Source organism: Mesorhizobium sp. M1163 (assembly GCF_040318415.1).
Taxonomy (GTDB): Bacteria; Pseudomonadota; Alphaproteobacteria; order Rhizobiales; family Rhizobiaceae; genus Mesorhizobium.
In genome coordinates this window covers 142,925-165,287 of record NZ_JAMYMF010000009.1, presented here as the reverse complement: position 1 = coordinate 165,287, position 22,363 = coordinate 142,925, and the positions used below count along the sequence as shown (strand labels likewise).

Annotated in this window: 20 protein-coding genes and 4 pseudogenes; 15 read left to right on the top strand and 9 right to left on the bottom strand. The window is 60.3% G+C overall.

The window, feature by feature from the left end; translation table 11 throughout:
- Positions 1–60 precede the first annotated feature (60 nt).
- Entirely contained in the window at positions 61–405 is a 345-nt protein-coding gene (gene tnpB, locus NKH43_RS11560; protein WP_023722957.1) for an IS66 family insertion sequence element accessory protein TnpB, read from the bottom strand.
- A 96-nt stretch (positions 406–501) separates the two neighbouring features.
- Positions 502–753, bottom strand: a complete 252-nt coding sequence (locus NKH43_RS11555) for a DUF982 domain-containing protein (RefSeq protein ID WP_023722956.1) — start codon at positions 751–753, stop codon at positions 502–504.
- A 953-nt stretch (positions 754–1,706) separates the two neighbouring features.
- On the opposite strand from NKH43_RS11555, the gene NKH43_RS11550 reads away from it, so the two are divergent.
- Complete coding sequence (locus NKH43_RS11550; protein WP_352622018.1) at positions 1,707–3,479, top strand: adenylate/guanylate cyclase domain-containing protein; 1,773 nt, start codon at positions 1,707–1,709, stop codon at positions 3,477–3,479.
- Positions 3,480–3,534: 55 nt separating this feature from the next.
- Positions 3,535–4,479, top strand: a complete 945-nt coding sequence (locus tag NKH43_RS11545) for an NAD(P)-dependent oxidoreductase (RefSeq protein ID WP_156948306.1) — start codon at positions 3,535–3,537, stop codon at positions 4,477–4,479.
- 313 nt (positions 4,480–4,792) lie between these two features.
- Here the strand turns inward: NKH43_RS11545 and NKH43_RS11540 are convergent, their stop codons facing one another.
- Positions 4,793–5,632 (bottom strand): class I SAM-dependent methyltransferase, encoded by an 840-nt coding sequence (locus tag NKH43_RS11540; protein WP_031195157.1) that lies wholly within the window; start codon positions 5,630–5,632, stop codon positions 4,793–4,795.
- 435 nt (positions 5,633–6,067) lie between these two features.
- Here NKH43_RS11540 and NKH43_RS11535 point away from each other — a divergent pair, with 435 nt between their 5' ends.
- The 6 genes and pseudogenes from NKH43_RS11535 to NKH43_RS11510 all read left to right on the top strand — a co-directional run bounded on the left by NKH43_RS11535 (position 6,068) and on the right by NKH43_RS11510 (position 10,564).
- Positions 6,068–6,307, top strand: a complete 240-nt coding sequence (locus tag NKH43_RS11535; protein WP_023722475.1) for a M15 family metallopeptidase domain-containing protein — start codon at positions 6,068–6,070, stop codon at positions 6,305–6,307.
- A 29-nt stretch (positions 6,308–6,336) separates the two neighbouring features.
- A complete protein-coding gene (locus NKH43_RS11530; RefSeq protein WP_023722474.1) occupies positions 6,337–6,444 on the top strand; it encodes a M15 family metallopeptidase in 108 nt (35 codons plus the stop codon).
- 242 nt (positions 6,445–6,686) lie between these two features.
- The gene (locus NKH43_RS11525; RefSeq protein ID WP_023722473.1) at positions 6,687–7,715 is read left to right on the top strand and encodes a sulfate ABC transporter substrate-binding protein; all 1,029 of its coding nucleotides are present in this window, start codon (positions 6,687–6,689) and stop codon (positions 7,713–7,715) included.
- 12 nt (positions 7,716–7,727) lie between these two features.
- A pseudogene (gene cysT, locus NKH43_RS11520) lies at positions 7,728–8,578 on the top strand (sulfate ABC transporter permease subunit CysT).
- Positions 8,571–9,455 carry a sulfate ABC transporter permease subunit CysW gene (gene cysW / locus NKH43_RS11515; RefSeq protein WP_352684764.1) on the top strand — a complete coding sequence of 295 codons (885 nt, stop codon included), beginning with the start codon at positions 8,571–8,573 and terminating at the stop codon, positions 9,453–9,455. Before cysT ends, cysW begins: the two are co-directional and overlap by 8 nt.
- A gap of 68 nt (positions 9,456–9,523) precedes the next feature.
- Positions 9,524–10,564 carry a sulfate/molybdate ABC transporter ATP-binding protein gene (locus tag NKH43_RS11510; protein WP_352684761.1) on the top strand — a complete coding sequence of 347 codons (1,041 nt, stop codon included), beginning with the start codon at positions 9,524–9,526 and terminating at the stop codon, positions 10,562–10,564.
- A gap of 11 nt (positions 10,565–10,575) precedes the next feature.
- Here NKH43_RS11510 and NKH43_RS11505 read toward each other — a convergent pair.
- Positions 10,576–10,828, bottom strand: a pseudogene (locus NKH43_RS11505) (GNAT family N-acetyltransferase); the annotation flags it as partial.
- A 361-nt stretch (positions 10,829–11,189) separates the two neighbouring features.
- On the opposite strand from NKH43_RS11505, the gene NKH43_RS11500 reads away from it, so the two are divergent.
- Both NKH43_RS11500 and NKH43_RS11495 read left to right on the top strand, forming a co-directional pair.
- Positions 11,190–11,792 carry a sulfotransferase family protein gene (locus NKH43_RS11500; protein WP_084643033.1) on the top strand — a complete coding sequence of 201 codons (603 nt, stop codon included), beginning with the start codon at positions 11,190–11,192 and terminating at the stop codon, positions 11,790–11,792.
- Between the two features lie 93 nt (positions 11,793–11,885).
- A complete protein-coding gene (locus NKH43_RS11495) occupies positions 11,886–13,259 on the top strand; it encodes a transposase (RefSeq protein ID WP_352473781.1) in 1,374 nt (457 codons plus the stop codon).
- A 351-nt stretch (positions 13,260–13,610) separates the two neighbouring features.
- Here NKH43_RS11495 and NKH43_RS35315 read toward each other — a convergent pair whose 3' ends face one another.
- The 4 genes and pseudogenes from NKH43_RS35315 to NKH43_RS11480 form a co-directional block, all read right to left on the bottom strand.
- A complete protein-coding gene (locus tag NKH43_RS35315) occupies positions 13,611–13,715 on the bottom strand; it encodes a hypothetical protein (protein ID WP_352693738.1) in 105 nt (34 codons plus the stop codon).
- Positions 13,709–14,146 carry a recombinase family protein gene (locus tag NKH43_RS11490; protein WP_502894646.1) on the bottom strand — a complete coding sequence of 146 codons (438 nt, stop codon included), beginning with the start codon at positions 14,144–14,146 and terminating at the stop codon, positions 13,709–13,711. The genes NKH43_RS35315 and NKH43_RS11490 overlap by 7 nt, the downstream gene beginning before the upstream one ends.
- Positions 14,147–14,477: 331 nt before the next feature.
- Entirely contained in the window at positions 14,478–16,304 is a 1,827-nt protein-coding gene (locus tag NKH43_RS11485) for a heavy metal translocating P-type ATPase (protein WP_352858169.1), read from the bottom strand.
- Positions 16,305–16,514: 210 nt separating this feature from the next.
- A pseudogene (locus NKH43_RS11480) lies at positions 16,515–16,709 on the bottom strand (transposase); the annotation flags it as partial.
- A 269-nt stretch (positions 16,710–16,978) separates the two neighbouring features.
- Here NKH43_RS11480 and NKH43_RS11475 point away from each other — a divergent pair.
- Positions 16,979–17,182: pseudogene (locus NKH43_RS11475) on the top strand (IS110 family RNA-guided transposase); the annotation flags it as partial.
- A gap of 82 nt (positions 17,183–17,264) precedes the next feature.
- On the opposite strand, the gene NKH43_RS11470 reads toward NKH43_RS11475, so the two are convergent.
- Positions 17,265–18,629 carry a hemolysin family protein gene (locus NKH43_RS11470; RefSeq protein WP_352621864.1) on the bottom strand — a complete coding sequence of 455 codons (1,365 nt, stop codon included), beginning with the start codon at positions 18,627–18,629 and terminating at the stop codon, positions 17,265–17,267.
- 44 nt (positions 18,630–18,673) lie between these two features.
- Between NKH43_RS11470 and NKH43_RS11465 the strand changes: the two genes are divergently transcribed.
- Genes NKH43_RS11465 through NKH43_RS11450 form a run of 4 tightly spaced genes read left to right on the top strand, consistent with a single transcriptional unit; the run spans position 18,674 to position 22,214 of the window.
- Positions 18,674–19,015, top strand: coding sequence for a hypothetical protein (locus NKH43_RS11465; RefSeq protein ID WP_352621862.1), 342 nt, complete (start codon positions 18,674–18,676; stop codon positions 19,013–19,015).
- A gap of 31 nt (positions 19,016–19,046) precedes the next feature.
- The gene (locus NKH43_RS11460) at positions 19,047–19,721 is read left to right on the top strand and encodes a response regulator transcription factor (protein WP_352621860.1); all 675 of its coding nucleotides are present in this window, start codon (positions 19,047–19,049) and stop codon (positions 19,719–19,721) included.
- A complete protein-coding gene (locus NKH43_RS11455; RefSeq protein WP_352621859.1) occupies positions 19,708–21,114 on the top strand; it encodes a sensor histidine kinase in 1,407 nt (468 codons plus the stop codon). The genes NKH43_RS11460 and NKH43_RS11455 overlap by 14 nt, the downstream gene beginning before the upstream one ends.
- 29 nt (positions 21,115–21,143) lie before the next feature.
- Positions 21,144–22,214, top strand: a complete 1,071-nt coding sequence (locus tag NKH43_RS11450; RefSeq protein WP_352803320.1) for an ABC transporter substrate-binding protein — start codon at positions 21,144–21,146, stop codon at positions 22,212–22,214.
- Positions 22,215–22,363 lie beyond the last annotated feature (149 nt).

Below are 22,363 nucleotides of genomic sequence, written 5' to 3'. Positions count from 1 at the left end.
CAAAAACAGCCGCTTTCCCAACCGTTCCAGCCGCATGATTCATCTTGCCGCAGGCCGGTTTCAGCCCGTCGATAACGGCCGCCTGATCCTGGCCGGACGGATCTTTTTCCAGTCTAACCCGGCCAGAAGCGCCATCAGCTGGGCGTGGTCGAGACGCATGCGCGCGGCCGATATCGCAGACCAGCAGAAGCTGTGATCTTCCAGAGTCTTCGAATAAAGACAAACCCCGCTGCCGTCCCACCACACGATGCGAACCCGGTCCGCACGCTTCGAACGGAATACGTGAAGCGCCCCCGAGAACGGGTCCAGGCCACCATCCCTGACCAGCGCCATCAAAGCTGCCGCGCCCTTGCGGAAGTCGACCGGCTGGCACGACACGTAAACCACCACACCGGAAGCGATCATGCCTTGCGAGATCGACGCACGATGTTTGCACAAATGTAATGGCCGCTGCAAGAGTGATGCACGATGGACAGTGGTGGGGCACGCGTTGACGAGATGTCAAGCAGTCAGGATTTTCGCTTCCTTGGCGGCGTTGAGAAATGCCACGCGCGCTACCTCCGGTGCGCTGCCGCCGCCGAGCACCTTCATGCACGCCATGCGAGCCTGGATGCGGCGCCCGGTTTCTCCAATGGGCCAGCGGTAAAGCAGCATTTCGGCGGCTTCGCGGGTGCTCGAAACACTGACTTTGCCCGAGGACAGCAAAACGGTCACGGGCTCTTCGAACGTGCCGACGTCTCGTTCGCAGGTCATATGCTGGTCTCCTTTCGCAATCTCCCCAAGACCTTACGGGTGAACCATCCGTTCCGTTGCGTCACGTTTGGCCCGGTGGGCGAACATTCTGTGAGGATGGGACCTCGTCCAGAGCGCGGGCTTGATCGCTCAGACTAGACTCGCCAACCCGTTGCGGTCCTCAAATGGCGAGAACCGTCCTTATCGTTACGAGCCCGCTATGCCTTGGTCAGTTGCCGGCGCTGATATCGGAAACGAAGCGCGGAAGGGCACTCTGCCGCCCAGAGTAACCGGCCTGCACGGTGAGGACGAGAAGGACGCTCTTCCAAGCGCGGAGTTCGAATCCTCCCTCACCGCCATAAGTCATTGTTTAGATCAATAAAAATACAAGAATAGCCGGATTGAGATAGCTTCTCCGCTAGCGCTTGCGGCCGGAGCCAGTTCTTGGATTGCGCTCCATTTCTTGCCAGCTTTCATCGATGAGTGCAAAATCGCACTCGTCAGAAAGACAGTTCTGAAGGCCGCCTGAAGAAGCACTGGAAATGTGGGTCAGGATCGCGACCTTATCGACCGTTCGTCTGTACGTCAGGATTTGGCGCTCCTTTCTCGTTCCAATCGGCGAGAGGGAAGGCAAAAAAACACCCAACCAAGTCGTTTGACGCTCATTTAGGGCGTTCTCGAGGGCGGATGTTCGAACCAGCGGGACGCGCCATTTCGCGCCATTCGAGTCGCGCCTCCTAAGCCGACCTTCACGCACTGGCCAGAGTCGACCCTAAGCAGAAGCTCGCTTGCTCCGGGTCAATTCACGGCCATGACCCAAAGCTGTCATTCCGCCCGTACGTGTCGTAGCTTCTAATGGCTTGCCGATGGGAGGCGTCATATCCGAGCGCCCGATTGCCCTGACATAAGGCGCTGGTATTGTGTAGTTGATTGGGCTCCAAAGCGGAGCCGTCACACGTGGGAGGAGTCCGAGCGTGGTCGAGAGCGCCGTGCAGCGCCGTTTGGCCGCCATACTCGCTGCCGATGTGGTCGGTTACAGCCGGCTCATGGGCCATGACGAGATGGGCACGCTGACTACGCTGAGGGCGCTGCGGGCCGAGCTGGTCGATCCAAAGATCGCCGAACACATGGGTAGGATTTTCAAGGCGACCGGCGATGGGGTTCTGGCTGAGTTCCCCAGCGTTGTTAACGCCGTTGCCTGTGCGGTCGACATCCAGCGGCGGCTGGAGGCGCGCAACGCCGACATGCCAGAGGACCGCGCGATCCGACTGCGGATCGGGGTCAACCTGGGCGATGTCATCGTCGAGGGCGAGGACATCTTCGGAGACGGAGTGAATATTGCGGCTAGGCTTGAGAGCGTCGCCCCGGCCGGTGGCATAGCGGTGTCGGGCACAGTGCGTGACCACCTGGGCAACCGGCTCGATCTGCAGTTCGAGGATATGGGCGAGCAGGCGCTGAAGAACATCGAGCAGCTGGTGCGCGTTTGCCGAGTGCGCCCAGCCGATACCTCTGCCTTGGTGCGTCGCGCACTGTCGCTACCCGATAAGCCGTGGGTCGCCGTCTTGCCGTTTGTCAATATGAGCGGCGATCCAGAGCAGGAGTACTTCTCCGACGGCATCACAGAGGACATCATTACCGAACTTTCGCGCTTTCGGTCGCTGTCCGTCATCGCCCGCAATTCCTCGTTCACCTACAAGGGACGGACGATGAAGATCCCCGACGTGGCACGCGACTTGGGCGTGACCTATGTACTCGAGGGAAGCGTTCGTCGCGCCGGGAATCGTCTGCGCATAACCGCGCAGCTCATCGACGCTGAGACCGGCAGCCACATCTGGGCGGAGCGCTATGATCGAGAAATTGCCGATATGTTTGCGGTTCAGGACGAGATAACCCAGAGGATCGTGGGCATGCTGGCGGTGGGCCTCGAAGACGATTCCTTGGAACGCGCTAAGCGTAAGCACCCTGAAAACCTCATCGCCTATGACCATTGGTTGCGCGGCAAACATCTCTTGTGGACGGTGGGTCAGAACAATCTTGAAGCGCGCCAGCACTTCGAAAAGGCTGCTGCCACAGACCCAAGCTTTTCGCGCGCCTATTCCGGTTTAGCGGTGACCTACCAGATGGAAGCGCTTGATTTGCTAATTGCGGCAGAAGGTAGAGGCGCTTATGACATGGCCTTTGATTGCGCCAAACGGGCCCTCGCGCTCGATGAAGCCGATTATCAAGCCCACATCGCGCTGGCATGGCCTTGCCTCTATCGGGGCGACTATGAGCGCATGAAGAAACATGTGGATCGCGCCATCATGTTCAACCCTAACGATGCCGACAGCCTCGCCAATGCCAGCTACATGCTCGCAATGTATGGAGAAGGGGAAAAGGCGGTTGCCTGCGGCGAAGCGGCAATGCGTCTCAATCCACGATACCCCGATTGGTATATCGCCTTTCAGGCGACTGCCCTATTTACCGCAAGGCGGTATCCCGAGGCCCTAGCCGCGCGGATCAGAGTCCCCGACTACTTTATCGATTCGACTTTTTTCGGCGCAGCTATACTTGCCAAGCTTGATAGGCTTGCCGAGGCAAAGCTATGGGCGGAAAAAGCAGTAGCGAGGCTGAAAGCAAGGCCGGGGGGCATTGAGCAAGCAGCCAAAGGATGCATCCAGCTTCTGCTCGACAACAACCCATTCCGTCGTCAAGAAGATCGTGATCACTTCGCAGAGGCGATGCGCATGGCTGGCGTGCCCGGATAGCCGCTTCGATCCATTCCGGCTGATGTACGTCGAACAGAGTGTTTAGGAGGTAGTGGTGAAAGCACTCACTTTACTGATGGTGAATGATTACCCCGACTATATCGACGCGGGGGAGTGGGCGCGATCTCTCAAGGCGCGCGTTTCGGGCCTCGACTTCCGGTTATGGCCCCATCACGGCGATCCCGGCGACATTGACTTGGTGCTGATCGATAAGGTTACGCCGCGCAGGTTTTTTGAAGGTATGACGCGATTGCGTGCAGTTGCCTATCTCGGCGCGGGCATAGACGGCTTGCAACTGGGTGAGCTGCCTGCGGGCGTTGGCGTCGTACGTTTGGCGACCCGCGAACTTGCCTCTGAGGTTGTGCAGTACATTGTTCTCAGAGTACTGTGCCGGCAACGCCATGTCGTTGAATATGCTCTCCAACAGACCCAGAAGAGATGGCGCCCGATCGCGCCACGGAAGACCAGCGAGACCCGCATCGTTATCCTTGGGGCTGGGCGTATCGGTGGATGGGCCGCGCGACTCTTCGCCGAGCTGGGATATCGCACGGCGGCATGGTCCCGCAACCCTAAGCAAATCGCCGATGTGGCCTGTTACGCTGGTGCCCCAGCGCTTAAGGAGGCCTTGGCTGAACGAGACTTCGTCGTGTGCGCGCTGCCGCTGACCACCGAAACTCGAGGAATACTTAATTCCGAAACTTTCCGTCTGATGAAGCGCGGCGCCTACCTCGTTAATGTCGGACGCGGAGCACACGTCGACGAGGCTGCACTTCTGCACGCCATTGACGCTGGGCAACTGTCAGGCGCCTGCCTCGATGTTTTTACCTCGGAACCGCTCGACCAGGCGAGTCCGCTATGGGCCCATCCGAAGGTGACCATCACACCACATGTGGCAAGCTATTGGGTCGATTCGGGCATAGCGCAGGTGGCAGGTCTGTGCGAGCAGATCAAGTTGGGCAATGACATCACCAATCTCGTAAATCTTGAGCGGGGCTACTAAGGGCCCGTATGACAATAACTGCTTCAGTTCCTTGACGGGATTCGGCCAATTGCCGCGGCCTAATGAACCTAATCGATTCGAAAATTTCTGTACGGACCCTAAGTGCGGGCTAAGAATCCACTCTTAGTCCGTTAATGGCGCTGCCTGCTCGTTCCGCTCGACGAGACAGACGGCAGAGAACCACCCAACCAAGCCGTTTGACCCGCACTGGCGGCTGCTGAGTAGGCGAAGTCCGCATCGCCTCGATCGCGCCAAGAGCGGACATGCGCCTTAGTCGTTCGTGAGAGGCAGCCGCCCAGTGTCATGGCTAGCTCTAGGCGTGCGACCAGGCGCCTACTTCCGAACGGCTCACGATGACGCTACCCGCCTCGATTTCGCGCTGCATCCGCTGTCCCAAAGTTTCAATATCGACCTCAGCGGCCGTCGCAACGCCCCGGCTCTGGATTTCCGGCAGCATCGTGACAATGAGTTCGGCGGTCTGGTGTGACCAGTCGAAGCCGCCATTGGTTCCCCCCACAACCGCCTCCATGCGCATTGAGGGCGCGGTCAATCCAGCCGCGCGGAATGCCGCATCGAGCTTGATACCCATATTGGTCTCGATACCGCTGCGCCGGAACGTCTCGACGATCCATCGACAGCAGTGGTCGTAGGTCGGCGCCGGCGGGCTGGATCGACAGCCGTCCCAATCCGGCTCATGGAAGACGATGGTCCCTCCAGGCCGGAGATGACGAGCGACGCCACGCAGCATGGCCACAGGATCGGCTTGAAACATCAAAACGTAGCGGCCGATCACGGCGTCGAACGGTCGGTCGAACGAAAGTGCCGCGGGATCGCCTTCACGGAAGCTGACATTCTGGATCGGATGCGCCGCCGCACGCCGCTCCGCCGCCGCCAGGGCCGCTGGAGCCCGATCTGCGCCAATGACCTGACCTCCGCTGCCAACCATCTCGGAAACCAGGAATGTAACGTCACCCGCGCCACAGCCCACGTCGAGCACGCGCATCCCGGGGCTCATGCCCGCAGAGAGCAAGATTCTTCGCGTGATCGGGTTAATGATGCCCGCCTGATGGCTGAGACGCCTGATCTCGCGATCGGAATGGACGAGAATATACGGGACGTCAACGTCGGCACCAGCGCCACCGGCGACTTCCATGGCCTGCCTCCCCTCATACGACTGTTCCCCAAATGGGGCATCGTGCTCGTCGACGACTATGCGCCGATGCGGCAGCCAGTCAACGAGACTCGCTGTCCACCTCAATGCGAATGTCGCTTCAGGGTCACGACCGCCGGTTCCGCTAAAGGTCAGCTTTCGGGCCGCCAAATCGCCCCGGGAAGGGTGGGTTCGGGTCATCGGCGTGAATTCGCCCTCGACGAACGAATTTCCGCTCGGGGTCGTCTTTGCCCGTTGGCGCGCTGTCGCAAATTTGGGCGCCGCCGCATCACGATTGGACCCTCAATCTTTCGCCATTCAACTCTGCTTGACCCCCCCTAGCAACCGCGGCGCAGTGTTGCCATGCGTGCGTAATATGCGCAGTCCAATTGGGGTCGTCCTTGGTGAGTGCAGCGGACGTCAATACGGGCAGCCATCGTGACATCAAGCGCCAAGGATCTCATCGCCAAGGGCTATATCGGCGAACTGTCCACCCATTCGCGCGGCTCGACAGTCGAGGTCGCGATCGCGCGGATCGACCACAAACAGGCCGACCACAAGAGCGCGCCGAAACCGGCCTGCGGCGCGACCGATGCCGATATGCTCGATTTCGGCACTGGCTTCGAGTGTTCGACCCGGCGAGCGAAACGGCTCACCGACCGCTCGCCAGTGAAGTAGCGGCAAACCGCGAAAGACTTGTCGAGGCGATGCGCGCCGGCGGCTTCAACAATTATGCCCGCGAATGGTGGCATTTCACGCTGGAAAACGAGCCGTTTCCAAGAGAACGCTTCAACTTTCCCGTCGGCGCCGAGTAGCTCCGCCGGCCACCGTGGGATGAAACCCTCGTTGACCCTGCGCGGCCATTGCCGAAGGGCTGGCGGTTTCTAATTATCGCCTCCGGGAGCCCAGGATCCCGAGACACGCTGGTGAGGAAAAACATTCCTCATTTAGAGTAAAATAGGCGAAAAATTGCTTCACTAGGCCAAAAAAGGCAACATTGAATGCATCTAAATTCTATCAAATCGGTAGATTTGGCGCGAGTTCAACGGAGGCGGAAATGACCAAACCTCATTTCAGGAAACTGCTCGGCGCGCTGGTCGCCACATCTGTCCAGTTCGGCACGCTCGGTTTCGCGTTTGCCGATACCACCATTCTCAATGTGTCCTATGACCCGACGCGTGAGCTCTACAAGCAATTCGACCAGGCCTTCGCCGCTCACTGGGAGGGCGAGACGGGCGAGACCGTCACCGTCCAGCAGTCGCATGGCGGATCCGGCGCCCAGGCGCGCGCCGTGATCGACGGCCTCGACGCCGACGTGGTGACGCTGGGGCTGCAAGGCGACATCGACGCGATCGTCTCGAAAACGAAGAAGATCAATCCCGACTGGCGGACGAAGTTCGAGAACAATTCGGCTCCTTATACCTCGACCATCGTCCTCCTCGTCCGCAAGGGCAACCCGAAGGGCATTCACGATTTTGGCGATCTCACAAAGGACAGCGTCCAGGTGATCACGTCCAATCCCAAGACCTCCGGTGGTGGCCGGTGGGCCTACCTCGCGGCCTGGGCCTGGGCCAACACCAACGATGGCGGCGATGAAGCCAAGACCAAGGAATTCGTCGGCAACCTCTATTCCCATGTTCCGGTGCTTGACACCGGCGCGCGTGGCTCTACCGTGACCTTCGCGCAAAAGGGCCTTGGCGACGTGCTGATCGCCTGGGAAAACGAGGCCTATCTGGCGCTGGACGAGTTCGGCGCCGATCAGTTCGAAATCGTCATCCCGCCGACCTCGATCCTCGCCGAACCGCCGGTCGCCGTTGTCGACGCCAATGTCGATGCTAAGGGCACACGCAAAGTTGCCGAAGCCTATCTGGGCTATCTCTATTCCAAGGAAGGCCAGACGATCATCGCCAAGAACCACTACCGTCCGGCGAAGCCCGACCTGGTGCCTGCGGAGGATCTCGCCAAACTGCCGGAAATCAAGCGGATCAGCATCGACGATCCAATTTTCGGCGGATGGACGAAGGCGCAGCCTTACCATTTCGGCGACGGTGGTATATTCGACCAGATCTACAAGCCAGCGCAGTAAGATAAAATCTAGATCAGGACGACACCCGCCAAGGCGGGGTGGCGGTTCAGACAGCCGAGCGTCATTCCGGGTTTCGGATGGACGCTCGGCTTCTCGCTTGCCTACCTCACGCCATCATCCTCATCCCCCTCTCAGGGTTGGTCTGGCGATCGGCGGCGCTCGGCTGGACCGATTTCTGGGCGATCATCACCGATCGCCGTACCATCAACGCGCTTGAAATCAGCTTCGGTACCGCCTTCATTGCCGCCGCCGTCAACGTCGTCTTCGGCACGATCGTCGCGTGGGTGCTGGTGCGCTACAGCTTTCCAGGCCGCCGCATCGCCGATGCCATGGTCGACCTGCCCTTCGCGCTGCCGACGGCGGTTGCCGGCATCGCGCTGACCACACTTTACGCACCGAATGGCTGGATCGGAAGCCTGCTGACGCCGCTCGGCATCAAGGTCGCGTATACGCCGCTCGGCATCGTCATCGCGCTGGTCTTCATCGGTCTGCCCTTCGTCGTGCGCACCGTGCAGCCGATCATGGAGGAGATCGACAAGGAGGTAGAAGAAGTGGCCGCCACGCTCGGCGCCAATCGCTTCCAGATCATCAGCCGCGTTCTACTACCCGGACTGGCGCCTGCCATCGTCACCGGTTTCGCGCTGGCCTTCGCGCGCGGCGTCGGCGAGTACGGTTCCGTCATCTTTATCGCCGGCAACCTGCCGTTCAAATCCGAGATCGCGCCGCTTCTGATCGTCATCCGGCTGGAGGAATATAATTACGCCGCGGCGACCGCGATAGCGGCGATCATGCTGGCGCTGTCCTTCGTCATGCTGCTGGTCATCAACCTGGTGCAGACCTGGAGCCGCAAGCGCTATGGCTGACCCGGAGATCAAATCCTACGCGCCGCACCATGAAAGCCAGTCGCCGGCGGTGACCGAGAGCCGCACGGCGAGAACCGTGCTGATGATCGTGACCTTTGCCTTCCTCGGCATTTTCCTGCTCCTGCCGCTGATAATCGTCTTCAAGGAAGCTTTCGCCAAAGGTATCGAGGCCTACACACAGGCGCTGGGCGAACCGGACACGCGCTCGGCGATCCGCCTGACGCTTCTGGTCGCGGCGATCTCGGTGCCGCTCAACATCGTCTTCGGTATTTCCGCCGCCTGGGCGATCGCCAAGTTCGAGTTCAAGGGCAAGGCGTTCCTGACCACACTGATCGACCTGCCGTTTTCGGTCTCCCCGGTCATTTCGGGGCTTGTCTACGTGCTCTTATTCGGCGCGCAAGGCCTGCTCGGCGCCTGGCTGAAAGCGCATGGCATCGTCATCCTGTTTGCCGTGCCGGGCATCGTGCTGGCCACCGTCTTCGTCACCTTCCCCTTCGTCGCCCGCGAATTGATCCCGCTGATGCAGGAACAGGGCAATGGCGACGAGGAGGCTGCCCTGTCGCTCGGGGCCAATGGCTGGCAGGCGTTCTGGTACGTGACGTTGCCCAACGTCAAATGGGGATTGCTCTACGGCGTGCTGTTGTGCAATGCCCGCGCGATGGGTGAGTTCGGCGCCGTCTCGGTCGTGTCGGGCCACATACGCGGGCTGACCAACACCATGCCGCTGCATGTCGAAATCCTTTATAACGAGTACAATGCCGCCGCCGCCTTTGCCGTCGCTTCGCTGCTTGCCGGCCTGGCGCTCGTCACGCTGGTCTTGAAAACACTTCTCGAGATGCGCTACGGCGCCGAGATCGCCGCGATGCGCGGACATTGAATGCATGTCGCCCAAAAGTGCGTAGCGGTTTTGGGACAACGACATGCATCGACAAAAAGGGACGGTTGATGGAAGTTCGCGTTGTCAACGTGCGCAAGGAGTTTGAGCGGTTTCCGGCGCTTCACGACATCTCGCTCGACATCAAGTCCGGCGAGTTGATCGCGTTGCTCGGACCTTCCGGTTCCGGCAAGACGACGCTGCTCAGGCTGATCGCCGGGCTCGAGCGGCCGACACGCGGAAAGATCTTCTTCGGCGAAGAGGATGCCTCCCAAAAGTCGATTCAGGAGCGCAATGTCGGCTTCGTCTTCCAGCACTACGCGCTGTTTCGCCATATGACGGTCGCCGACAATATCGGCTTCGGACTCAAGGTCCGGCACGGGCCGTCACGCCCGTCGGCGAAGGAAATCCGCCGCCGCGCCTCGGAACTCCTCAACCTCGTTCAGCTTTCCGGTCTGGAAAAACGCTATCCGGCACAGCTTTCGGGCGGCCAGCGCCAGCGCGTGGCGCTGGCCCGCGCCATGGCGATCGAACCGGCCGTGCTTTTGCTCGACGAGCCGTTCGGCGCGCTCGATGCGCAGGTGCGCCGCGAACTGCGCCGCTGGCTGCGCGACATCCACGATACGACCGGCCACACCACCGTTTTCGTCACCCATGACCAGGAAGAGGCGCTGGAGCTTGCCGACCGCGTCGTGGTGATGAGCCAGGGCCGCATCGAGCAGGTCGGCACCGCCGACGAGATCTACGACACACCGAATTCGCCCTTCGTCTATGGCTTTATCGGCGAATCGAGCTCGATCCCGGTCAAGGTCGAGGACGGCCAGGTCTGGATCGTTGACCGCCCGATCGGGCTGTCCGCGCCGCAGGCGCCGCAAGGCGAAGCGACGCTTTTCTTCCGTCCGCACGATGTCGAACTGGTGGAAGAATGCAATGGCTGCATCGCCGGCACGGTCGCCGCCAGCCGCCGCGTTGCCGATACCAGGCGGGTGGAACTCGAAATCGGCGGCGAACGCCAGCGGGTCGAGATCGAGCTGCCCGTCGACCATCCGGCGGCGCAGAAAAGCCGGGTGGCATTCAGGCCGCGGCGCTGGAAGCTGTTTCCGGCTGCTTGATTACGAGGCGATTACCAACTTGTGCACAACAAGACGTTTCGGCCCGCTCTTTCAACGCGCCTTAGCGAGAGCACAAGGGTCATCGGATTTTTCGGGAAAGCCGCAAAGCCGTAGTGCTCGTAGAAGGCTTTCGCTTCGTCCGATATGGCATGAACAAGAAGGCCGCGAATCCCGAGGATCGTCGCGGCGTAACGCGGTACGCAGAACGGCGTCTTGCAACAGCGCGGCGCCTAACCCCTTGCCTTGCCAGCTTGTGTCCACGCTGCTCGAATGTCGCGCGGTCGACGTCGAGCAGCCTGATGGAGCAGGTCTGCACGGCCTTGCCGTTCAAGATGGCTTTGGTCACCGCGATCACGTTCCCGGCGGAAACTCGCCGTCGGTTGTCTCCCATCCCTGAAAGGCGTCCACGTCATCGACCGGAGCAAGCGCTGCGTCAGCGGATAGTGGTGTCGATGCACGCGTCTTTCGCCACAGCGGCGCCAGGAGCCACCATTCCCGGCGCTTCTCCAATACTGACCTTCGCGCGCTACGGCTTGAGGCGATTCGGAGCTGAACCTTCAAAGATAATAGCGAATTAAAGAAAACAGCGGTATTTTGACCGATTGAAATCTCCTTGGGGGTGCTCATGGCTCTATATGTCATTGGCGCAGGCATGGGTCGCACTGGCACATATTCGCTGAAGCTCGCGTTGGAGCATCTTGGGTTCGGGCCGTGTCATCACATGGCAGATGTCCACGCCAATCCCGAGCAGAAGGCGCTGTGGCGCGCCGCCGGCCAGGGACAACTCCCGACCTGGGATGCGGCATATGCCGGCTATCTTTCCGCGGTCGATTGGCCAACGGCGCATTTTTGGCGCGAAGTGAGTGACCACTACCCTCATGCAAAGGTTATCCTGACAGTTCGTGACCCGGAAGCCTGGTATGACAGCATGGCGCAAACAATAGGGCTCACGATGGATGCTGCTACCAATGATCCACAGTCCTTTGGTGTGGCGGTGGTTGGAAACACTGTCTTTGGCGGTCGATTTGATAACCGTGATCACGCAATCGCTGTCTATGAAGCACATAACGCTTCCGTGAAATCAACGCTGCCACCTGAACGCCTTCTTACTTATCAGGCCTCCGAAGGGTGGGAGCCGCTTTGTGCCTTTCTCGGTGTACAGTTGCCTTCCGAACCGTTTCCACGCACCAATTCGACTGCCGAATTTCGTGCTCGCATAGGGCGCTGAACGGCGGTTTTCCACCGATAGTGTTGAAAAAGTCCGGGTTGCAGCAGTCCTGAAGCACTGATTCAATCTTCGTCGTAAGAGGAGATTGAGTCGATGATGGGCGAGCAAAGTGTGATGCAGGAGGAGCTGTTCTACGGCTTCAGCCTGGAGCGGCATGTGCCGGCGGATCACCTGCTCAGAGCGATCGACCACTTCGTCGACCTGTCCGCCATCCGCCAGCATCTGGCGCCCTTCTACAGCCCGATCGGCCGTCCCTCGATCGACCCTGAGCTGCTGATCCGCATGCTGATCGTCGGCTATTGCTTCGGCATCCGCTCGGAGCGCCGGCTGTGCGAGGAGGTACATCTGAACCTGGCCTATCGGTGGTTCTGCCGGCTTGGCCTCGAGGGTGATGTGCCTGACCACTCAACCTTCTCCAAGACCCGCCACGGCCGCTTCCGCGATGCCGACCTGCTGCGCGAACTGTTCGAGACCGTCGTCCGGCGCTGCATAGCTGAAGGGCTCGTCGGCGGCGAAGGCTTTGCGGTCGATGCCAGCATGATCGTCGCCGACGCCCATCGTCAGCGCGGGATCGAAACGGCCGAGGACCTCAATCCCAAAGCCAAGCGGGCCGTGGCTGAGTATCTCGCCACTCTGGATGACGCCGCCTTCGGGGCCGCCACGCCGGTGGAGCCCAAGTTCGTCTCCCCTGTTGATCCCGCCGCGCGCTGGACTGCCGCTTGGGGTGGCCCAGCCGTCTATGCCTATTGCACGAACTATTTGATCGACGTGGAGCACGCCATCATCGTGGACGTGGAGCCCTCGACCGCGGTGCGCCAAGCCGAGGTGACGGCCGCCAAGACTATGATCGAGCGGGCGCACGACGAGCTCGGCCTCTGGCCGGAGCGGCTGATTGCCGACACCGGCTACGGCTCGGCCGAAATGCTGAACTGGTTGGTGCATGAGCGTGGGATCGAGCCGCATATCCCGGTCTTCGACAAGTCTAGGCGCAAGGATGGCACCTTCTCGCGCGACGACTTCACCTACGACCATAAGGCCGATACATACATCTGTCCTGGCGGGAAGACGCTCAGGCAGCGCCAGAAGACCTATCGGATGCCACACCCTCTCGTCGACGAGAATGGCATGATGCGCTATCGCGCCAGCAAGCTGGATTGCGACGCCTGTGCCCTGAAGCCCAGCTGTTGCCCGAAGGAGCCGGCGCGCAAGGTGCTGCGCTCGATCTATGAGGGCGCGCGCGACATGGCCCGCGACATCGCAAAGACAGACGCCTACCAGACCTCACGCTATCAGCGGAAGAAGGTGGAGATGCTGTTCGCGCACCTCAAGCGCATCCTGAAGCTCGATCGATTGCGATTGCGCGGCCCCTGTGGTGCCCGCGATGAGTTCCACCTTGCAGCCATCGCCCAGAACCTCAGGAAATTGGCCAAGATTTGCACCCTCGGAACAAACGTCCGAGCCACTTAAGGCGAGGAGGTCGCGTCGACCTTAATCAAGACGCTTCGGTGCGAGTGGATCCACGGCTTCATCGCCGACTTCTTCAACACTATCCACCCCGGCCGGACCTTCCCGAGCCTCATCAGGCAATCTGATGTCTGAACGCACCAACCGACCACGTGCGCCAGTAGCAGTCATCCGATCGGACGAATCGAATGACCGCTTTGGCTAGTTCGGTTCGAATTCTTTTGCTCCAGGATGTGTTCCGCCGAACCAACCACGTAGGCAGCTGGTACAATACCAAGAACTGCAGGCCGGGGGTACGCGTCCGAGGAGGGCCGGTGCGTACGTCGCTGCGAAAGCGGCCAATTGGACCCACAATCAGCGAACATTCATTTTCGTCTGAGCGCCGATACGTCTCACAGTGGCCCTATGAACTCGGAAGATGCGAGCAATCTCGGCGGCGGGTGGACCATCATTCAGCATGCCGATGATTTCGGAGCGCTGATCGGACGTGAGTTTTGGGCGACGACCACCTTTTCGCCCGCGCTCCTGGCCGCTTGAAGCCCCGCCATGGTGCGTTCCCGTACGATGGCTCGCTCGAATTCGGCGAAGGAACCGAGCATCCGCATCATCATGCGGCCTGCCGTCGTGGTCGTGCCGATTGCCTCGGTCAGTGAGCAGAACCCGGCGCCGGCGGCCTCGATCTTCTCAAGGATAAGGAGCAGGTCTTTGAGTGACCGCATCAGTCGGTCTAGTTTCCGGACAACCACGATATCGCCTTCTTCGAGCTCGCCAAGAAGCCGATGGAGCTCGGGTCGATCCCAGCGTCCTCCAGATGCTCGCTCCTCCGCGAGCCGCTTGCAGCCGGCGGCTTTGGCACCGCAGACAGGCCTACGCGCTTCTCTGGAAGCCATACTTGGCCTACTCTGTCAGGGGATCAGATGAGTCGCTCGTCACGAAAACGACGACCAAAGGATCGAAGAAATCGCTGGGTCGTCAGGCGCAGCGCGATATTTGGAGGTAACGATGAATTTCACGGACAGGCGCCTCTGGTACGGTGTGGCAGCCGTGATCGTGGTGCTGTTTGTGATCGGGTATGCGGCTGGGTGGTTTGGGGGCACACCGCCACCAGCGCCACAGCAGTAAGCGTACTCTGGTTGCGGTTGCCCGGTTTCGTGGACGATGCGAATTGGACGCGTTTGTCGTCCAAAGAACTGCAAGCGCCTTAGGCTCCAAAGAGATGCGCTAAACATCTTGGATTCGAACGCGCAGCAGTTTTGCCGAATTCAGGAACACCAGGACATCTGGCCCCAAGTGCAAAATCGCTGCCTGGATAGGACCGATCCAGCCCATCAGCGCTGCGGTAATGCCCAAAACGTGCACAACACCGACACCGACAAAAATATTTTCCTGAATTGTCCGGTAAGCACGTCGAGCAATTGCGCGCGCGCTGACAATTTTTGCCAGATCATCCTTCATCAATGCAATGTCGGCGGCTTCCAGTGCCGCCTGCGTGCCGCCGCCGCCCATCGCAATGCCGACATCGGCGCGTGCCAGCGCCGGCGCGTCGTTGATCCCGTCGCCGACCATCGCCACGCGATGGCCCTGCTTTTGCAGTTCGGCGATGGCGGCGACCTTGTCCTGCGGCATCAGATTGGCACGCACTTCATCCACGCCGAGTTCCTTGGCGATGGTCCGCGCTGTGGCCTCATTGTCACCCGTCACCATCACCATGCGCTTGACCCCGGTCGCACGGAGCTTTGCCAGCGCTTCGCGCGCACCTGGTCGCAATGTGTCGGCAATCAGAATCACGCCCGCGAATTTCCCATCGACCGCGACGTGAACCGGCGTCTGTCCGCCCTTTTCGATCGCATCGGAAAGCGGCACGCCGGCCTCGCGCAGCAACGATGCATTCCCGACCAGCACGGTGCGTCCGCAGACCGTCGCCTTCACACCGCGCGCCTGCAACTGCTCGTACTGCTCCGGTTCCGGGACATCGATTTTCATCCGGGCGGCATAGTTGACGACCGCTTTCGCCAAGGGGTGAGCGGAGCGCCGATCGGCGGCGGCGGCAAGGCTGAGCAGATCAGCTTCCGAAAGCGTGCCGTCCTGCATCTCCACGCCGACAACCTCGGGCTTGTTCGCCGTCAGGGTGCCTGTCTTGTCGAACACCAGGACGTCGACCTTGGCCAAAGACTCCAGATAGACGCCCCCCTTGACCAGAATTCCACTGCGTGCGGCTCGCGCAATGGCTGCGATAATCACCAGAGGAGTCGCCAATCCGAGTTCGGCAGGCGATGTGAAAATCAGCAGAGTGACGATCATCCGAACGTCGCGGGTATAAAGATAAACCGCAACGAGGAAGATCAGCACGACCGGGATCAGCCATGACGCGACCTTATCCGCCAGTTTCTGGACGGGTGCCTGTTCCGCTTCGGCATTCTCGACCAGACTGATGATGCGGGCAAAGGTGGTGTCGGCACCAACCTTCTCGGTCTCGATGTCGAGGGCGCCGGATTCGACGATGGTTCCGGCAAAGACATCGGCGCCATCGCTCTTGTCCTTCGGAATGCTCTCTCCAGTGATCGATGCTTCGTTGACCGAAGCCGCTCCACCGACGACGGTGCCATCGACCGGGATCTTCTCGCCGGCCCGCACCAAGACAACGTCGCCCGCGCGCAAATTCTCGATCGTGACCATGCGTTCGCCACCTGCGTCCCGCACAAGCGCAACCTGGGGCACCGAGCCGATCAGGTCTTTGATCGAGGCTCGCGCACGATCCATATTCAAATCGGCAATGAACTCTGCGATCAGAATGATCACCATGAGGACCGCGCCGGCGACGGTCTCGCCTCCGATCAGCGCTACCACCGTAGCGATGGTGACGAATATCTCGGTACCGATCTTGCGCTCTTTTACGAGGTCAACGGCGCCGGTCTTGACAAGCGGATACAAACCGATGGCAACCGCCCCCCACAAAGCTTGAATGGGAATCAGCTGTTGCCAGTACAGAAAGGCCATCAGGCCGGTAAATATAATGCGAGCGACTTCGGTCCAACGTTCGTGTGTCATCAACACTCGCCAACCCGATGGAACAGCCTTAGGCGCCGGCTCAACGCTTTCGGTAGCTGCTGTCTCGGATTTCATGATTGGCTCGCTATCTGGATTGCGGTCTTGGCTTGAAGCGTGAGCGCATCAGGATCGTGTCCCAGGGAGTGGTGTAGTTGACGGCTTGGTCGCCGCAGCTTCCGGCATGGGCCGGGAATGATCAGCGCGCCACAGCAGGCTGATGAGCGGATCATCGCTCATTTGGCTGATGGTTTCCAGCGTAATGTATCTCGCCCGCTGCACGGCCCATTCATCGTTCTGCTCGAGCAGGATCGCGCCGACCAGACGGACGATGGCGTCATCATTTGGGAAGATGCCGATGACCTCGGTGCGCCGCTTGAGCTCGCCGTTGAGGCGCTCGATCGGGTTGGCAACCGGTATGATCATGACGGTGCCATCTGATCCCCCGCTGGAGATGCGAGATTTTCAGCCTATGTGTGACCATCCGGGACAGCGGCGCCGGGAGCACGCCAAGTGCGGGCAGGCCGCTTGTATTCGATAAGCTGCAAGCTCGCGTTAGTAGCTGGCCGCCCCTGCGACCTGCCCGGTTGCGCCGAGAGCGCGGATCCGTAGGTGTCGCGTCGCCCGCCGGCTCCCGATTGTTCAAGGAGAGAGGGGGCCAATGACGTGTAATTGGAATGGACATCCACCGCACCTTTGCGGAAGTGGTTTTCTGCGAAGATGGCCGGCTGCGCCATCACGGACGGGTCGACATGACCCGCTCCGGACTGGAGGGATTTGGCCGCAGCTTGAACAGGACGGACGAGGTCGTTGTCGAGGCGACCGGCAACGCCATGGGGGTGGTGCGGGTGCTTTCGCCTTTCGTCGACCGGGTGATGGTGCATCACTGTCAGTCACGTTGGATACAGTTGGTTCGCGGGCACTGGCGACCTCGACGAGGCCCATGGCCGCCTATTCATTGGCCTATGTTCTGAGCCCATCTACCTCCGATGTTTCTTGCCGCCCCGTGGGAGAGTTCCTTCGTGCGAGCAGTTTGTCGATCCGCCGGCCATCCATGTCCACGATCTTGAAGTGCCAGCCGCCATACTCAAAATGTTCCCCGACCTCAGGCAGATGCCCTAGTCGAAACAGCGCAAATCCTGCGATCGTATGGAAGTCGCCTTCAGTTGGCCGTGCTCGAAAACCAAGGCGATCGAACGCGTCCTGGGCCGACATCATACCATCCACGAGAAGGGAGCCGTCTTCACACTCGACGATATCCGGCTCTTCGCCTTCGATGTTGGGCAGGTCGCCGGCGATGGCTTCGAGCAAATCGGTCTGGGTAACAATTCCTTCCAGACTTCCGTACTCGTCGAGGACCATTGCTATGCGGACGGGCGCCTTCCTGAACTGCTCCAGCACTTTGAAAATCGGCGTTGATTCATGAACGACGAGCGGCTCACGGATGATCGCCATCGGATCGAGAACCTGCCCGTCAAGAACCTGGTCGAGCATGTCCTTCTTCAGAACCATGCCGAGCAGTTCATCGATACCGCCCTTGCCGACAAGGAGCTGCTCATGGCGGCAATCGCGGATCGTACGAAGAATCTCGGTTCGGTCATCATTCACGTCGATCCAGTCGATATCCGGCCGAGGCGTCATGATGTCACTGATGCGGCGCTCGCCGATATTGAAGACCCGCTCGACCATCTCCCGCTGCGCCTGCTGCAACAGCCCGCCTTCCTGACTGGCCGAGATCAGAAGCTTCAGCTCGTCTGGCGAGTGCAATGAATCCTCACCGGTTCCCGGGCGCAGGCCGCAGAGTCGCAGAACGAGGTTGCCGAGACCATTCAGCATTAGAATCGCCGGCCTGAGCAGAAAGAGGAACAGACCGAGCGGACGCACGACCCAGAGCGCAGTGTCTTCGCTGCGCTGGAGCGCCAGACTCTTTGGTGCGAGCTCGCCAAGCACGATGTGAAGCGCGGTGATGATGATGAAAGCGATCGCGACGGCGACAGTGTGTGAGCCCGCAGTCGCCAACGACCCCAGCAGCCCGATCAAGAGAGGCTCGACGAGATGCGCGAGAGCAGGTTCGCCGATCCAGCCGAGCGCAAGCGATGAAATGGTGATGCCGAGCTGGGTCGCCGCCAGATTGGCATCGAGATTGTCGACGGCCCGCTGGAGCGCTGCCGCGTTCAGCCGCCCAGCCGCAGCGAGTTCGGCAACTCGGCTTCGGCGCACGGCGACCAGGGAAAACTCGGCGGCGACAAAGAAGCCGTTTGCGGCCACGAGTAGGAGAACCGACAAGATTCCAAGAATGTCGCTCAAACTGCCATCGCCTGTCGGCATGAAATCCTCTTAATGACGCAATTGGATACGTCTCTGAAGCGCAAATGATGGCATTGCGCAATCGCTATCAGCATCACGATCGCCAGAAACATAATCCCCTGATGGCGATGGTGGTGCATCTACTAGCGACTGATCACGGTGCGGTCGAATACGTTGAATGCGGCAAAATGCGTGGTCTAGCCGTGGCTTGCAGCGCGGGTCATGTACCGACGCGCCCCGTTCTTGGCGTGGATGCGCAGATCAACATGAAGGCAGACGCCATCACGCAGCCCGTCGATAAAGCTCAAATGATTGGACAGCTTGAACTGCTGACGGTAACAGGGCTGAAGCCAACGCGTGATCTGCAGATGATGTCAAGCGCCTCTCCGCAAAGAGGTGACGCTTGATAGGGGGCTGCTTCCGTGCAAATGCTCCGGCATGCGAATTCTCCTCGTCGAAGACACGCGCGACGTTGGCGAGGCTATCAGCCGCCGCTTCGAAACGATCGGCCACGCAGTCGATTGGGAGACGGACGGCCGTGCTGCCGCAGAAATCCTCGGTTTCACCTGCTACGATCTCGTCATCCTCGACGTCATGCTGCCCAGCCTCGACGGGTTCGAAATCGTTCGACGGCTCCGGCAGGCAAGGAATACGACCCCGGTTCTGATGTTGACGGCCCGTTCCGAGATAGAGGACCGCGTTGGCGCGCTTGATCTCGGCGCCGACGACTATCTGGTCAAACCGTTCGATTTCCGGGAATTGGAAGCGCGCGCCCGTGTTCTGCTCCGGCGGAAAAGCGGCGAGGCGACCAACATCGTACAGTGTGGCGATGTCGTGCTCGACCGCGGCAGCCGCTCAGTGCGAGTAGGCAGGCGCGAGGTGCAATTGAAACGACGCGAGATGACGTTGCTTGAGATACTGGCGTCGCGGCCAGGCCGCGTCTTCAGCAAAGATGAACTTATCGATCAGCTTTTCGGGTTTGACGAGCCGGCCAATCAGAACGCGATCGAACTTTATGTCGGGCGGCTGCGCAAGAAGCTGGAAGGCGCCAAGGCGCAGATCGTTACCGTGCGGGGCGTGGGATATCAGCTGGCTTCCGATGATACCGGCTGAGCCTTCCCTTTTCACGCGCCTGGCGGTCCGCATCTCGCTGGTGCTGGGCTTGGGTGCGGCTCTTCTGGTGAGTGCGGCGTCGTATTACGCACGTACCGCCGCCGATGACGCCTATGACCGGCTTCTGCTTGGTGCGGCCATCCAGATGGCAGACAGCCTTACGGTTGAATCCGGTTCGCTCATCATCAACCTGCCGGTATCAGCTTTTGAACTTCTGGGCCTCGCCAGCCGCGATCGCATCTTCTATCGCGTGATCGGCCCTTCCGGCGCGACGCTGACAGGTTATGCCGATCTGCAAACAGAAGTTGATCTGGCCGCAATACACGATGTCCCGGTATTGGAATCGGCGCATTATCGCGGCGAACCGGTTCGGATTGCGGTGGTGGCGCGCGCACTGTCCGATCCAGCCGTATCCGGTTGGGCGCATGTCATCGTTGGGCAGACCACGGAAGCCCGCCGCGCGCTCGCGGGTGAATTGACTCTCAGGGCGACCGTCCTCCTGGCGGTCATGAGCATATTGGCATTGGCTGGAGCGATGATTGCTATTCGCTATTCTCTGCAACCGGTCAAGCATCTCGGAGCGACGCTCCGCCGTCGCGATGCACAAGACCTGACGCCGGTAACGGTCGTCGTACCGAGAGAATTGCGGCCCTTCGTTACTTCCATCAATTATTTCATGAGTCGGCTCGACGAGCGCGTGGAACTCCTGCAGCGCTTCATCGCCGACGCGGCGCACCAGATCAGAACGCCGCTGACGGCGCTAACGGCGCAGCTCGATCTGTTGAGTCAAGCCAAGCTGGACAAGTCGAGCCGCCAGCATCTCGATCGCGTACAGCAGCGCGCCAGCGAACTTGCGCGCCTGACCAACCAGTTGCTCAGCCACGCCATGGTCATCCATCGTGCCGATTCCGTGCAGCTTCAGCCGCACGATCTGGCAGATGTCGCACGGCGCGCTTTCCGTGCGGCGGTTCCGATAACTATCGATCCGGACATCATCGTCTCCTTCGAGGCGCCTGACGACGAGCCGGTCGTGCTTGCGGACGCCGTCAGCCTTCGCGAAGCGATCGTCAATATCATCGACAATGCCTTGCGCCATGGAGTGGTGTCGCGCCTTGAAGTCAGAGTACGCAGCGACGGTACACGTGCCCATCTCGAGGTCGAAGATGACGGACCGGGCATTCCGCGGGGCGAGTGGGAGCGGGTTACGCAGCGCTTCGAAACGTCCAAATCTCATGACGGCAGCGCAGGTCTTGGTTTCGCCATCGCGTCGGAGGTTGCGGCGGCTCACGGTGGCGCGCTGACCTTTCGCGAGACAAGCAAGGATGGCGGGAAGGGCACGCAAGGGTTCACCGTCACCTTGACGTTGCCCATCGCGACGGAGAAGACCGGATGATAACGGGAACATTGCCGACATTCGGTTTGATGGCTGCCGTCGTCCTATGCATCGGTCACGCGGCAAGAGCTGCTGAAGGAAGCAGCGCATTTTTCCCTTCGTCTCAGCCGGAGAAGAACCGACTGTCGATCCACGCCGCGACCGATCTGGCGGCAATGGAACCACTGATCCGGGATTTTCAGTCCGTTTTCCCCAACGTGGCAGTCGACTATGTTGAATATGTCACCAACGACTTGCAAAGGAGTGCCAGTGAAGCCTGTCGGACGGACGCGGTGCTGGGCGACATCTTGTTGTCTCCGTCGGTCGACCAACTTGTGAAGCTCGCCAATGACGGCTGCGCGGCGCCGCACGTGTCGGCCGAAACCGCGCATGTCGCCAATTGGGCAAACTGGCGCGACGAGGTATTCGGCTTTACCTACGAACCGGCCGTCTTCGTCTATAACGCCCGCCTCGTGCCGTCCGGCGACGTACCGCGCACCCACATCGAACTCGCCGATCTTCTCAGGCGGCGGATCGATTTTTATCGCGGACGGGTCGGAACGTTCGACATCCGACTTTCGGGCATCGGCTACCTATTGGCGTTCAGTGATGCGCGGCAGACGACGGCGGTCTACGGTCGGCTTCTGGAAAGCATGAGCCGAGCGGAAACTGTGGTGCGTTGTTGCACCGCGGAGACCCTTCAGGACGTTGCAAACGGGAGCCTATATATAGGCTACAATATGATCGGGTCATACGGCTACGCGGCGGCCAGGGGCAATTCCGACTTGAGGGTCGTTGTCCCGCGGGACTATGCGCTGATACTCAGTCGTGGCGCGCTCATTCCGAAGACGGCGCCGAATATGGACGTTGCCAAACGATTTCTCGACTACCTTCTGTCGGCCCGGGGACAGAAGGTTGCCAGGGATAGCGCCTTCTTCTTTGCCGAGAACGGGCAATTGCCTGAGGGAGCGGACGGCCCGGAAAAACTTGGGGAGTCTGGTATCGCGCGCGCCATACGCATCGGCCCTGCGTTACTTGCCGTACAAGACGAGGCGTTGCGCCGCCGCTTCATCGAGGATTGGAGCAAGTCCATGATCGATGCGCAGGGCCAGCGACCGTGACGCGTAGGATGCCGCCCCAAGATTTCAGCAATCCCGCAATACGTCGATGTGGCCGATCCCGCTGTCATCGACAATCTGATCACGACCCATCGGGCCTAGTCGGCTGAGCAAACCTCGACATCGCCGTGACAGGTTGGTGACAGGTCAGG

What these genes read in the sequence shown, in the direction of transcription:
- NKH43_RS11555 (WP_023722956.1), bottom strand. Translation starts at nt 753, where the DNA reads ATGACCTGCGAACGAGACGTCGGCACGTTCGAAGAGCCCGTGACCGTT.
- NKH43_RS11540 (WP_031195157.1), bottom strand. Translation starts at nt 5,632, where the DNA reads ATGGAAGTCGCCGGTGGCGCTGGTGCCGACGTTGACGTCCCGTATATT.
- NKH43_RS11465 (WP_352621862.1), top strand. Translation starts at nt 18,674, where the DNA reads ATGATGGCATTGCGCAATCGCTATCAGCATCACGATCGCCAGAAACAT.
- NKH43_RS11470 (WP_352621864.1), bottom strand. Translation starts at nt 18,629, where the DNA reads ATGCCGACAGGCGATGGCAGTTTGAGCGACATTCTTGGAATCTTGTCG.
- NKH43_RS11530 (WP_023722474.1), top strand. Translation starts at nt 6,337, where the DNA reads ATGCGCGCCGGCGGCTTCAACAATTATGCCCGCGAATGGTGGCATTTC.
- NKH43_RS35315 (WP_352693738.1), bottom strand. Translation starts at nt 13,715, where the DNA reads ATGCTGAATGATGGTCCACCCGCCGCCGAGATTGCTCGCATCTTCCGA.
- cysW (WP_352684764.1), top strand. Translation starts at nt 8,571, where the DNA reads ATGGCTGACCCGGAGATCAAATCCTACGCGCCGCACCATGAAAGCCAG.
- NKH43_RS11450 (WP_352803320.1), top strand. Translation starts at nt 21,144, where the DNA reads ATGGCTGCCGTCGTCCTATGCATCGGTCACGCGGCAAGAGCTGCTGAA.
- NKH43_RS11490 (WP_502894646.1), bottom strand. Translation starts at nt 14,146, where the DNA reads ATGGCTTCCAGAGAAGCGCGTAGGCCTGTCTGCGGTGCCAAAGCCGCC.
- NKH43_RS11500 (WP_084643033.1), top strand. Translation starts at nt 11,190, where the DNA reads ATGGCTCTATATGTCATTGGCGCAGGCATGGGTCGCACTGGCACATAT.
- NKH43_RS11455 (WP_352621859.1), top strand. Translation starts at nt 19,708, where the DNA reads ATGATACCGGCTGAGCCTTCCCTTTTCACGCGCCTGGCGGTCCGCATC.
- NKH43_RS11460 (WP_352621860.1), top strand. Translation starts at nt 19,047, where the DNA reads ATGCGAATTCTCCTCGTCGAAGACACGCGCGACGTTGGCGAGGCTATC.
- NKH43_RS11495 (WP_352473781.1), top strand. Translation starts at nt 11,886, where the DNA reads ATGATGGGCGAGCAAAGTGTGATGCAGGAGGAGCTGTTCTACGGCTTC.
- tnpB (WP_023722957.1), bottom strand. Translation starts at nt 405, where the DNA reads ATGATCGCTTCCGGTGTGGTGGTTTACGTGTCGTGCCAGCCGGTCGAC.
- NKH43_RS11485 (WP_352858169.1), bottom strand. Translation starts at nt 16,304, where the DNA reads ATGACACACGAACGTTGGACCGAAGTCGCTCGCATTATATTTACCGGC.
- NKH43_RS11525 (WP_023722473.1), top strand. Translation starts at nt 6,687, where the DNA reads ATGACCAAACCTCATTTCAGGAAACTGCTCGGCGCGCTGGTCGCCACA.
- NKH43_RS11510 (WP_352684761.1), top strand. Translation starts at nt 9,524, where the DNA reads ATGGAAGTTCGCGTTGTCAACGTGCGCAAGGAGTTTGAGCGGTTTCCG.